The following is a 12,174-nucleotide window of genomic DNA, read 5'->3' on the forward strand; positions in this document are numbered from 1 at the left end:
ATTGAAGATTGTTACCATTCTCGGATTGCTCCTTCTCTTCATTGCTTTATGGTTTGCTTTTTTTCACCCTTTTAATGTAACATTTTCCAAAAAAGATCTTCCCGAAATCGAGTTTCATGGATTTAAATACCAAGAGATTACTCCTCAAGGGATTCAAAATCTCCTCCAAGGCCAAGATGCTACAAAAGAAGAGAAGAGATTGGAAATAGAGCGTTTTACGTTTATAGATAAGAATGAGTCATTGAAGGCTGATAAGGGAATCTATACAAACGATCTCATAGATCTATTTAAAAATATCCGCTACAGTAAAGATACATATACGATCTCGACGCAAAGAGCACAATACGATCTTAATAACCAGATCATTAAAGTACTCGATCCATTTATACTTACATCACCAAAAATGGAAGTACATGGAGCCAAAATGACAATATGGCGAAAATTGGGTAAAATAGAGGCACAAAAAATCAAAGCAAAAATAGAGAGTAGTTTATGAGAATTGTAGTAGCGATTTTGTTGCTTTTGTCATTTATCTTTGCTGAACAGATTGAAATAACTTCACAAAAATTTGAAGGTGATCAAAAGAGACTTCTCTCAATCTTTACCGGCAATGTTTTTATGAAAAAAGGTAAAGATATCATCAAAGCGCAAAAAGTTACTATTTATTTTGATAAAAAGAGAAAACCTCAAAAAATCATAGCTATTGGAAAAGTAAATTTCACACTCTATGATAAAAATGGAAAATACTATAAAGGAAACTGCGATAAAGCGATATACTATCCAAAGAAAAAAGAGTATCACCTCTTTGGAAATGTTGCAGTAATGCAGTTGCCAGACAATAAAAAGCTCTATTCGCAAAAACTTGTCCTCAATCTCCTCACAAGCCATGTGGTGGTAGAGGGTAAAGGGAAAAAACCTGTGAAAATGATTTTTGAGATAAAAGAATGATAGTACCAATAAAAGCAGACTTTGTTACTTCTGCTCCCTCAATCAAGCAAGCCCCTCCTGCGAGCCTTAGTGAAGTGGCTTTTGTTGGGAGAAGTAATGTAGGAAAAAGCTCTTTGCTTAATGCTCTAACAAATAGGAAAAATCTTGCAAAAAGCTCAGCAACTCCGGGTAAAACAAAACTGATAAATTTTTTCGATGTGGAGTACAAAGTAGGAGAGAATCGCTACCCCCTGCGTTTTGTAGATTTGCCAGGGTATGGGTATGCAAAAGCAAGTAAGAGTTTAAAAAATGAGTGGCAAAGACACCTCACTGATTTTATTAAAAAGCGAGATTCTATAAGAGTCTTTATCCACCTCATAGATGCACGCCATCCTGATCTTGCAATCGATAAAGAGACAGAAGAGTTTTTGCACTCCATAGCAAAAGGTGACCAAAAAATATTGCATGTCTATACAAAAGCAGATAAACTCAAGCAAAAAGATATAGCAAAAATCAAAAAAATCGATCCTGAGGCTCTTTTGGTATCGAGCGTGACAAAAAGAGGAATAGAGGATCTCAAACAACAGATTTTGGAGCATGTATTTGGCGATATCCTATCACAAACCAAAACTCACTGATATTCCAGCTATGCAGGCACTTGTGAAAGAGGCAGTGCAAGAGGGGATTATACTTCCTCGCAGTGATGATGAGATAGCTACAAATATTCGCTCATATATAGTTGCAAAAGATGGTAGAAAAATAGTAGGATATGTGGCTTTGCATATACACTCAATGCGACTAGGTGAAATTCGCAGCCTTATAGTAGATGAAGAATATAGAGGAAGAAGAATAGGCCAAGAACTGGTTAAAAGAGCAGTGCAAGAGGGAAAAGATCTGGCACTCCAAGAGGTTCTCTCACTCACATATAACAAACCATTTTTTGAGAAGTTAGGATTTTATGAAATTGAAAAAGAGAAGATTCCAGAACAAAAAATTTGGCAAGATTGTATAAAATGCAAGCACTTTCCAGTATGCAACGAAGTGGCAATGATGAAAAAAATCTCCTAGCAATATTTCTTACTATTGCAGCTATCTTATTCTATGAGCCACTTACAACTATATATCCTTTTTTGCCACCACTTTTTGGATTGGCAGTGTGGAAAGTATACTCATCCAAAAACATTTTCATAAAAGTATTATGGATTTTTTATCTCTATCTCTATGAAGTAGATCACAATATTGTTGGATTTGCACTATTAATAACTCTCTTTCTTAGCTACTCTGTATCACATAAGATAGCTCAGCTTTTCTATTGCAAAACATGCCTTAAAGTGGTGCTTGTGTTGCTTTTTTATGCTATTTTTGTTTTGTTATTAAATTTTTTATCCTATATTTTCAATAGCAATTATAATTTTAATTGGATCGATATTTTGTACTATCTTATCATCGATATTATCATAGTGGCCTATGCGGTATAAAATAGCTCTTACATTCTTTGCACTGGTATGGATTGTCCTTCTTAGTCGTGTTTACTACCTCGCTATCAAATCTAATAGCTACTATGAGACACTTGCAAAGCAAAATATGATAAAAAAAGAGTGGATTATACCTGTGAGGGGAGAGATATTTGATCGCAATAAAATCCCCCTCGCAGTCAACAAAATCGGCTTCAAAATCACACTCCAGCCTCATATGCACTCATCCGAACTTAATCAAACAATACTTACTCTTCAAGAATTTTTTCACGATCTTAATGCTACAAAAATAGTTAGACGTTATAATAGAGACAACTCTCCTTATAATCACGATTTTATTGAAGTCGTACCGTTTATTGATTATTATGAGCTCTTACCATATTTTACAAAGCTGCAGCTCAATCCTCATATAGCAATAGAGCCAACTTTCAAGCGTTACTATCCACAAGGCAAGATTGCCTCTCATATCTTAGGCTATGTTGGCAAGACCAACCGCAAAGAGGCAAAGAGTGATAAAGTAGCAAAAATTACAGGTATAATAGGCAAAAACGGATTGGAAAAGTTTTATAACAGCTATCTTGAAGGGCAGCTTGGATATAAGCTTGTGAAGGTGAGTGCCTTTAACGAAGAGCTAGAGACTCTCAAAAGAGTCGATCCAGTCCAAAATAATCACCTCTATACCACAATAGATCTGCGACTTCAAAAGTATATCCAGTCGCTCTTTGAAGGAAAAATGGGTGTAGCGATTGTGATGAAAACAGATGGTGAAATTTTAGCAGCAGTAAGTTATCCAGAGTATGATCTGAATATGTTTGTATCAGGGATTTCGCGAAAAGATTGGCAAAGACTCATAACAGATCTTTCGCATCCGTTTACCAATAAACTCATTCATGGCCTCTATCCTCCAGGATCAACTATAAAAATGGGAGTGGGACTCTCTTTTATAGATTCAAGAAAAATATCAGCATATACTCCTTTTTATTGCAAAGGGTATATTGAGCTTGGTAAGAGGAAATTTCGCTGCTGGAAGACATGGGGACATGGAGAGGTGCGCCTTGTAAAAGCAATTAGAGAGAGTTGTGATGTATATTTTTATGAGGGGAGTTTACGGGTAGGGATCAATAAAATTGCCCATGATTTACGAAAAATGGGGCTTGGTGTAAGGAGTGGTGTTGATTTGCCAAATGAATTTATAGGTGTTATACCAGATAAAGCGTGGAAGATGCGCCACTACAAGATGCCTTGGTATAAAGGTGAAACAGTTGTGAGTGCTATTGGACAAGGATATGATCTTGTCACTCCTATGCAGATAGCTCGTTACACTGCTCTCATAGCCAGTGGTAAGCTTCCAACTCCCCATTTTGCTAAAAGTTTTAAAGATAAACCCTATAAAAAGAAAATTCAAGATATTCTCTCACCTCTTCAAAAGCGCAATCTCAACTTCATCCAGCGAGGTATGTATGAAGTTTGTAACCATGAAAAGGGAACTGCTTATAAATATCTCAACACCCCAATAATCATAGCTGGAAAGACGGGAACTGCACAGATTGTAGGAATTCCACAAGATGAAAAAGAGAGAATGAAAGAGGAGGATATGGCTTACTATACTCGCTCCCATGCATGGCTTACCACATATGCTCCCTATCACAATCCAAAATATGTAGTCACCATATTAGTGGAGCATGGTGGCCATGGAGGCTCGGCTGCTGGGCCGATAGTATCGAAGATCTATTGGAAAATGATGGAACTTGGCTATTTTAAGGCAAATGATTTAAAGCAAAAATAGCAAAAGTTGCTAAGAGTACAATACCAGCAGATTTGTTATAGAGCTTGTTGGCGCTAATGAAGATAAGCATCAAAGATGCAAAGAGGGCTGTGAGAATATCAAAACCATAAGTTTGCAGATCGACTTTGAGAGGATTGACAATTGCAGCTGATCCTAGCACTACGCTAAAATTTGCAACATTTGATCCAATGATATTGCCTATACTCATATCTGCTTTTTTATTGATTGCGGCGACAATACTGACAACAAGTTCTGGAAGACTTGTACCAAAAGCTACCAAAAAGAGCCCTATGATCCATTCACTTACCCCAAGGCTCCTCGCTATATTGCTAGCACTCTGCACAGTGTAGTCAGCTCCATAGACAACCATTAAAAATCCAACAATCAAAAAGAGTATTGTTACAGGCCACTTAAATGCTTCACGCGCAAGCTCCTCTTCTACTTCTCCAGCTACAAGGGTTGGCTCTTGGGATAAAAAGAGCAGATAAGCACCCATTATGAGCAAAAAGACCACTCCTTCTCCTACAGATATGGTTCCATCATAGGCTACAAGCAAAAAGATCAAAACGGGAAAAAGCGACCATGCACTATCTTTTCCAAAGATATCGCGTCTAGGGTGTATATGCTTTGCTATGAGAAAGACAAGACCTAGCACTACAGTGATATTGATGGTAACACTGCCTATTACATTGGAGACTGCTAAATCGCTTTTGCCATGCCAGCTTGCTGCAATACTCGCAGCCATTTCGGGAAGACTTGTGCCCAAAGCAATGAGTGTCGCACCAATGACAAATTCACTGATTCCAAAGTGCAGAGCAATCTTTTCAGACTCTTTGATAATAAAGTCTGCTCCTTTGATCAAAGCTGCCATGGCAAGAAGAAAGATTATATAATCACTCATCATCTGTCCTTACGATAAGGCTTGTGGGTAAATTGAACTTTTCAATAATCTCTTGCTCCTTTTGGCGCATCTGGCCTTGGTCTATTTCGTGATCGAATCCAAGGAGATGTAAAAGCCCATGCAAAAAGAGAAGTGCAATCTCTTCTTGGAGGGTATGGCCATATCTTTTAGCAACTGACTCTGCGACATCAGCACAAATTACGATACTTCCGAGCATTGATCCGGGAGTCTGTGCAAGTGGAAAACTCAAAACATCAGTAGGAGCATTTTTATTGCGATAAGTAGCGTTGAGCTGTTGGATTGTATTTTTATCGACTATGAGAAGTTCTATATCTTTATCTGTTAAAGAGTTTGCGATTTTTTCGATAATGTTACTATCAATAGCAGTTTTTGTTCTATTATCAATCTCAATCATTGCAGCCCATTTTTTTGCTGTATTTTACCAAAAAAGGATAGATGGATGTTTAAAACTATCAAAGCAAAAATGATTCTCCTTGTGATTATTTTTATCACTTATGCAGGAATAATGGGGGTCAGAGATATAGCAAGAGATTATAAAGAGTTCCAAAACGCCCAAAATATCAAGTATGATGTACTCTTGAGCATAAAAATTTCAAATCTTGTGCATGAGCTGCAAAAAGAGAGAGGTAGAAGTGCAGGTTATCTTGGCAGTAGAGGTAAAAAGTTTGCTTATGAGATAAAATTGCAATATCAACTCACAGATAACCGCTTGCGAGAGCTCAAAGAGTATGTAGCCAAAAATCAAAATAGCAAAGGAAGTTTGCAGCAAAAAATTTTAAATATTCTCCAATCACTCCAAAAACTTGACAAAATCAGAAAAGATGTCCTAGCACTCCGTATTGAGACCAAAAAAGCAATTGGATTTTATACACGCATAAATGGAGAGTTTTTACAAACAATTGGACTCATAGCAAAACAGTGTGACAATGCTCTCATAGCTAAAGAGCTGTTGGCATATGACTATTTTCTCCAAGCAAAAGAGCGTGCAGGGATCGAGAGAGCTGTTCTTTCGGCTACCTTTGCAAAAGATGGTTTTATGCAAGGATTCTTTGTAAAATATATAAAGCTTATGACTGAGCAAAAAGCCTTTATCGATGCATTTGCAACTGCAGCACCTCAAAAGCTTCTCCAAATATATAAGAGCAATTACAAAGGAAAAGCTATCGAAGAGGTTGCACGTATGGAAAGGGTTGCCATAGATCTTCATAAAAGTGGCGGATTTGGCATAGACCCTGCATACTGGTTTGATACTATTACAAAGAAGATAAATCTTTTAAAGGATATTGAGGATAAAATCGCTCATATCATTATCGAAGACAATCAGCATATTATTCAAGAGAACAAGCAAGATCTCCTTGTGACACTTTTCATTACTGCTCTAGGTCTTCTTCTCGTTCTAGTTATAAGCTATCTCATAATTGAGCGCTCAATCAATACCTATATCCAAACCATTAATACAAACCTTGAAGAGATTACCAAAACCAAAGATTTTTCAAGAGAGATACCTCTGAATTCGCAAGATGAGTTGAGCAAAATTGTCAAAAATATCAATACGCTCATAACTTTTGCAAAAGAGATCATTGCACATGCAAAAGAGGGAGTAGAGAAAGATTCAAAAGTTGCCCAAGAGCTCTCACAAGCTGCCATAGAGATAGGGAACAATATGGAGCAAGAAGCCTATTTCGTTTCTCAAAGTGCCAATAACGCACAAAAGGTCAAAGAGCCACTCCTTAACTCTGTAGCTAAACTAGATCATGCACAAACAGATATGCAGCAAGCAAACAATCTTTTGCAAATTTCAAAAAAAAGTATTTTAGAGCTTGTAAGAGAAGTTAAACGCAGTGCAAACAAAGAGGAGCATGTTGCAAAAGAGCTTAGCAGATTGGTCGAGCTTACTGATGAGACATCCAATGTATTGATACTCATTGAGGAGATAGCCAACCAGACAAATCTTTTAGCACTCAATGCTGCTATTGAAGCAGCCCGTGCTGGAGAGCATGGCAAAGGTTTTGCGGTTGTGGCTGATGAAGTAAGAGGGCTTGCTGAAAAATCGAGAAACCATGTTGAAAAGATCAGTGGTACGATCACACAGCTACTCATGCAGATAGAAAGTATTAGTACAGAAATTGCAAACAATGCAAAAAACATTATAAATCTTTCAAACAGAGTCAACAACATTGAAGCTGATGTTGACTCTGTATCGAGTGTCATGGATGAGACTGTCAAAAGTTCTTTAAGCGCATCACAGCAGATCAAAAATATTCTTAAAAATATTGAAGATATAATTGTTGATATGGATAAAATCAATGAAATCTCTTCACTCAATGCAAGAAATGTGGAAGAGATCGCAACCTCTACAGAGTATCTATACAAACAGATCGATATTTTACGTAGCAAACTGCAAGCATATAAGACATGAGACTTGTATTTATAGGAGCCTCGGCTGGAAGTATTTGTAGTCTTGAAAAGATTATAAAAGCTCTAACAAAACTTGAAGGAGCTGTGATTATGGCAGTACATCTCCATGAGAGTTATATTGATGGATTTGTTGAGATACTACAACAAAATGCATCAATTCCTGTACAAAAGGTAACACCACAAACTATCATCCAAAAGAATCACATATATATCTGCAACAGTAAAAATAGCACAGTCTACAAAAGCATCGATGGAAATGAGGTACTTTGCAATGAATCTTACCAAGAGTCAATCTACACTCCTGATATCGATCGACTCTTTCTTTCCATTGCTAGCAATAAAAAAGATCTGCACGATGTGATGGCGATTTTACTCTCAGGCATCGGTGATAATGGTATTGTTGGCCTCAAATCTCTCAAAAAAGGCGGCGCTACAACAATTGTAGCAGCAAAGGAGAGTGCAGCAGTCTATGGTATGCCCAAAAGAGCTGTAGAGGAAAAGGCTTGCGAGCAGGTTCTCAATCTCCATCAAATAATTGTAACGATAGAGAAGTTTTTGGATCATGCATAACTGCCTCAAAAGAATTGAGAGACTCTTTTACGAAAAGACCGGTATCACATTCAAAAATAAAGAGTCACTTTTATATATGAAGATTGCGCAACTTATGCAAAAAAGTTCTATTTACTCTTGTGAAGAGTTTTGGAGGCATTTACTCAATAATGAAGCACTCTTTGGCTCCTTGATTGAGGAGTTGACCATATCACAAAGTTATTTTTTCCGTGAAAGGGTACAGTTTGATATGCTTATAGATCTCATACACAATGACTATATAGCAGCTCCTTCAATTCTCTCGCTCCCCTGTGCACGTGGCGAAGAGCCTTATAGCATTGCAATAACGCTCCTGCAAAATGGCATAAAAAGTTTTTTCATTGATGCAATAGATATCAGTATGCAAGCAATTGCTATTGCCAAAGATGGTAAATATGAAAAGAGAGAGTGCAAAAATATAGATGAAAATACAATAAAGAAATTTTTTGATAATAATGATAACTACTATATCATCAAAGATCTTGTCAAAGAGAGAATCAATTTTTATGTTATGAATCTCTTTGATAAAAATCTCTTGCATTTTGGTAAGTACGATTTTATATTTTGTCGCAATCTCTTTATTTATCTTGATGATCAAAAGAAGCAAGAAGCTCTGCAAATCTTCCATACGCTTCTTAAAGAGGGCGGATATCTCTTTTTGAGTTTTTCAGACTACTTTAAAACACATCCAGGTTTTGTTAAAATTGCAATCGATAATAAGATCTATTACAAAAAGTCAGTTATATGAAAAAAGCAGTCTGTATTCTTAGTGGTGGAATGGATAGCAGTGTTGCAAGCTTTATAGCAAAAAAAGAGGGTTATGAAATTGTAGCACTCCACTTTAATTATTCTCAACGTACCCAAAATCGTGAACTCCAAGCTTTTCGCGATATTGCTCGAGTATTAGAGGCTAAAACATATGAGATAGATCTTCCTTTTTTCAAGCAGATTGGTGCTTCAGCTTTGGTGGATGAAAACCTTGAAGTTCCTACTGAAGGTATTAAACCAGGGGTTCCAATCACATATGTACCTTTTCGCAATGGCATATTTTTGAGTATTGCAGCTGCCATAGCAGAAAAGGAGCAGGCTGAAGCGATCTATATCGGTGTTGTAGAAGAGGATAGTAGTGGCTATCCAGATTGCACAGAGTCTTTTATCCAAGCGATGCAAAAAGCTATCAATCTTGGCACAAAAGATGAGACCCGCATACGTATCAAAACACCACTTATCCATCTCAAAAAAGAGGATATCGTGTCACTTGGAGCAGAGCTTGGTGTGCCTTTGGAACTTACTTGGAGCTGTTATAAAAATGAAGAGAAGGCATGTGGAGTGTGCGATAGCTGCAGATTACGTCTCAAAGGTTTTGCAAAAGCTGGACTGGAGGATAAGATCCCCTATGAGACTAAAGAAGTCTCATAGCTTGACTTCCTATATCCTCTTTATCGCTAGAAAAGTGTAAAGTAAGAAGCTTCTCACTCTTTTGTTTTAGCTCTTTATTGAGATGATCAAAAAACTCTTTTTTGATTTTTTTATGATCAGCACTACTTACCACTGCAATATTTATATTTCCTTTGCTACTTGGTAATTCATAAAACTCTATATCTTTGAAGCGGTTTTTAAGTAATTTCATCACAGGGAGGAGATACTGTTTGTAGTTTTGCAAAAACTTCTCTTTTTTTGCTAGCCTAGGATCAATAAACGCTGCAAGACGCACAGAGGAGAGGGAGCGATAGACTATTTCGAAGATAAATGTCGCAGCTAATACTATAAAACTAGATTTGAGATTTTGCGGATGGTGCTCATAGTTATACCCAACCAAGACAACAATTGAAATAACACAAAAGATAAAAGCTATAAAACTGATCCATCGATTTGAAGATGTCTCTTTGTAGAGCTTAAAATTGACATAATTGACGCTAGCAAAAATTATGAGAAATCCTAGACTTCCAGCTATGGAGATATTTTCTAAATTGAAAAATATTGCAAAGAAGGCTGAGAGGATGGCTAGTATCAACAGTCCTTCTGTTCCATGTTTCCACACTCTTTTGGTAAAATCTTGCGGAAGGCCCCCCGTTTTTGCTACTAGATAACTCACGCGAGCTCCACCATAGAGAGTAGCATTGATGGCACTTGAAGTTGAGAGCAGGGCTGCGATCCCAATTAAAATAAATCCAAAATCTCCCAAGAAGGGCTTTGCAGCAATCGCGAGAGCATAATCGCTATACTTTTGCACCTGCTCATATGTGAGATTTGCGACAGCCACTGCTGCTACAAGGACATAGATGATAATTGTAGTGATCACAGCAGCATAGTAGGCTCGTGGTAAATTCTTGGCTGGGTCTTTAATATCGGCTGCAGTATTGGCAATGAGTTCAAACCCCTCATATGCTAGAAAAATAATAAGTCCACCTGTCATAATTTTGATGACACTCTCATAGTACTTGGGTGAGAGCTTGTGAAAATCCCCTGTAAAAAAACCAAGTGCTACAAAAAGGAGCAAAATAGCGACTTTCAAAAAGACCATAATATCTTCACTCTTACCACTTACATAGGCTCCAAGAAAGTTGATGAGTGTAAAAATAGCTATCACTGCTACAATAAAAAGCTTTTTATACAGTTCAATCTCTTGGCCAAAGAAGAGTGCACTGGCATAACTCCCAAATGCGTAGGAATAAAGAGCTAACATGATGATATAACTGGCAAGAAGGAGGGTATTGAGATATCCGCTCACAAGATTGTTGCCAAATCCTTGGACCAAGAACTCAACAGTTCCCCCTTCACTTGGATAGCGGACAGAGAGTTTTGCGTAGGAGTAGGCAGTCAGAAGAGCAATGAGACCGGCAAATAAGAATGCGATAGGCGCAGCACCACGGGCAAGAAGGATTGTAAGGCCAAGGACTGCAAAAATACCTCCACCAATCATTCCTCCTACGCCGATAGCATAAGCTTCCCAAAAACCGATTTTTTTATCCATCTCGCATCTCGAGGTAGTTTTTAAGACCAAGGCTAGTCCATGCACGATTGTGTATCCAGTATGGCTCAATTTGCTGCCATACGCGCTTGAAATCAGCCGATTTTTTGCTCTGCTCAGCAATTACTTGCATCAAAGCCTTTTTCGCTGCTATTACAATCTCTTGCGGCCACTGCTCTAAATGAACACCTAGACTTTTGAGCTTTTGGAGGGCTCTTGCATTTTTATCTTGAAAGTTATATACCATTGTAGCGTTGAGCTCATTTGCAGCAGTTGCAATAAGTCCTTGTAAATCGTGAGGCAGTGAATCCCAAAACTTCTTATTGAAAGTGAGCTCTAATACACTTCCTGGCTCATGAAAACCGCTGTAGTAGTACTTGGCAACTTTATAAAATCCCATTTTGATATCAAGGGCCGGTCCCACCCACTCAGTCGCATCAATTGTGCCTCTATCGAGAGCCGTATAGATCTCACCAGCAGGTAACAGCACAGGATTGACACCAAGTTTTGCCATCACTTCGCCACCAAGACCAGGAATACGCATCTTAAGACCCTGAAGATCCTTAAGTGAGGTGATTTTTTTACGAAACCAACCACCCATCTGTACATCAGTATTGCCACCCAGAAGCGGATAGAGATTGTATTTGGCATAGAGCTCTCGCCATAGATCCAATCCACCTCCAAATAGCATCCATGCATTCATCTCATTGGAAGTAAAACCAAAGGGAAATCCACCAAAGAGACTAAAAGCTGCGTTTTTGCCTTTCCAGTAGTAGGGGCCTGAGTGGAAGGCTTCAATCTGTCCAGCACTACATGCATCAAAAACGCCAAGAGCAGGTACTAAGAGATTTTTTCCAAAAACTTTGATAACCACTTCACCATCGCTTGCCTCTTTGACCCTCTTGGCAAACTCTTCAACACCTTCTCCCATGATCGGAAATCCAGCTGGCCAACTTGTAGCAAGGCGTATAGTAATTTTGCGTTTTTTGGAGATATTGAAATTTTTGACCTCTTCTCTTTTACATCCAGCAAGCATCGCAGCTCCTGCCAAGGCAGAAGTCGCAATAAATCTTCTTCTTTGCATATC

Annotated in this window: 14 protein-coding genes; 10 read left to right on the top strand and 4 right to left on the bottom strand. The window is 38.0% G+C overall.

The genetic code is table 11. The features are described from left to right. The first annotated feature begins 1 nt into the window (after position 1). From lptC to mrdA, 6 genes are read left to right on the top strand one after another with little or no spacing between them, the layout of a single operon-like run. Complete coding sequence (gene lptC, locus JG734_RS04510; protein WP_201333837.1) at positions 2-496, top strand: LPS export ABC transporter periplasmic protein LptC; 495 nt, start codon at positions 2-4, stop codon at positions 494-496. Beyond that, a complete protein-coding gene (gene lptA, locus JG734_RS04515) occupies positions 493-948 on the top strand; it encodes a lipopolysaccharide transport periplasmic protein LptA (protein ID WP_201333838.1) in 456 nt (151 codons plus the stop codon). The genes lptC and lptA overlap by 4 nt, the downstream gene beginning before the upstream one ends. Further along, positions 945-1,565 carry a ribosome biogenesis GTP-binding protein YihA/YsxC gene (gene yihA, locus JG734_RS04520; RefSeq protein ID WP_201333839.1) on the top strand — a complete coding sequence of 207 codons (621 nt, stop codon included), beginning with the start codon at positions 945-947 and terminating at the stop codon, positions 1,563-1,565. Before lptA ends, yihA begins: the two co-directional genes overlap by 4 nt. Further along, on the top strand, positions 1,531-1,995 hold the full coding sequence (locus JG734_RS04525; RefSeq protein WP_370583624.1) for an N-acetyltransferase: 465 nt from the start codon (positions 1,531-1,533) through the stop codon (positions 1,993-1,995). The genes yihA and JG734_RS04525 overlap by 35 nt, the downstream gene beginning before the upstream one ends. Beyond that, positions 1,959-2,405 carry a hypothetical protein gene (locus JG734_RS04530; RefSeq protein ID WP_201333841.1) on the top strand — a complete coding sequence of 149 codons (447 nt, stop codon included), beginning with the start codon at positions 1,959-1,961 and terminating at the stop codon, positions 2,403-2,405. The genes JG734_RS04525 and JG734_RS04530 overlap by 37 nt, the downstream gene beginning before the upstream one ends. Next, on the top strand, positions 2,395-4,188 hold the full coding sequence (mrdA, locus tag JG734_RS04535; RefSeq protein WP_201333842.1) for a penicillin-binding protein 2: 1,794 nt from the start codon (positions 2,395-2,397) through the stop codon (positions 4,186-4,188). The genes JG734_RS04530 and mrdA overlap by 11 nt, the downstream gene beginning before the upstream one ends. On the opposite strand, the gene JG734_RS04540 is transcribed toward mrdA, so the two are convergent. Further along, positions 4,160-5,089, bottom strand: a complete 930-nt coding sequence (locus tag JG734_RS04540; protein ID WP_201333843.1) for a calcium/sodium antiporter — start codon at positions 5,087-5,089, stop codon at positions 4,160-4,162. The genes mrdA and JG734_RS04540 overlap by 29 nt on opposite strands. Further along, positions 5,082-5,504, bottom strand: a complete 423-nt coding sequence (gene ybeY, locus JG734_RS04545) for an rRNA maturation RNase YbeY (protein ID WP_201333844.1) — start codon at positions 5,502-5,504, stop codon at positions 5,082-5,084. The genes JG734_RS04540 and ybeY overlap by 8 nt, the downstream gene beginning before the upstream one ends. A gap of 45 nt (positions 5,505-5,549) precedes the next feature. Between ybeY and JG734_RS04550 the strand changes: the two genes are divergently transcribed. From JG734_RS04550 to queC, 4 genes are read left to right on the top strand one after another with little or no spacing between them, the layout of a single operon-like run. Then, positions 5,550-7,529: a methyl-accepting chemotaxis protein gene (locus tag JG734_RS04550; protein ID WP_201333845.1), complete on the top strand. Its 1,980-nt coding sequence runs from the start codon at positions 5,550-5,552 to the stop codon at positions 7,527-7,529. Next, the gene (locus JG734_RS04555) at positions 7,526-8,098 is read left to right on the top strand and encodes a chemotaxis protein CheB (RefSeq protein ID WP_201333846.1); all 573 of its coding nucleotides are present in this window, start codon (positions 7,526-7,528) and stop codon (positions 8,096-8,098) included. The genes JG734_RS04550 and JG734_RS04555 overlap by 4 nt, the downstream gene beginning before the upstream one ends. Further along, positions 8,091-8,864 (top strand): protein-glutamate O-methyltransferase CheR, encoded by a 774-nt coding sequence (locus JG734_RS04560; RefSeq protein ID WP_201333847.1) that lies wholly within the window; start codon positions 8,091-8,093, stop codon positions 8,862-8,864. The genes JG734_RS04555 and JG734_RS04560 overlap by 8 nt, the downstream gene beginning before the upstream one ends. Then, a complete protein-coding gene (queC, locus tag JG734_RS04565; RefSeq protein WP_201333848.1) occupies positions 8,861-9,535 on the top strand; it encodes a 7-cyano-7-deazaguanine synthase QueC in 675 nt (224 codons plus the stop codon). The genes JG734_RS04560 and queC overlap by 4 nt, the downstream gene beginning before the upstream one ends. Here queC and JG734_RS04570 read toward each other — a convergent pair. Together JG734_RS04570 and JG734_RS04575 are read right to left on the bottom strand one after the other, a co-directional pair. Then, positions 9,519-11,090 (bottom strand): APC family permease, encoded by a 1,572-nt coding sequence (locus tag JG734_RS04570; RefSeq protein ID WP_201333849.1) that lies wholly within the window; start codon positions 11,088-11,090, stop codon positions 9,519-9,521. The two genes, queC and JG734_RS04570, sit on opposite strands and share 17 nt — an antisense overlap. Then, complete coding sequence (locus JG734_RS04575; RefSeq protein ID WP_201333850.1) at positions 11,083-12,171, bottom strand: TRAP transporter substrate-binding protein; 1,089 nt, start codon at positions 12,169-12,171, stop codon at positions 11,083-11,085. The genes JG734_RS04570 and JG734_RS04575 overlap by 8 nt, the downstream gene beginning before the upstream one ends. Between the last annotated feature and the right edge of the window lie 3 nt (positions 12,172-12,174).

Source organism: Nitratiruptor sp. YY09-18 (assembly GCF_016593235.1).
Lineage (GTDB): Bacteria > Campylobacterota > Campylobacteria > Campylobacterales > Nitratiruptoraceae > Nitratiruptor.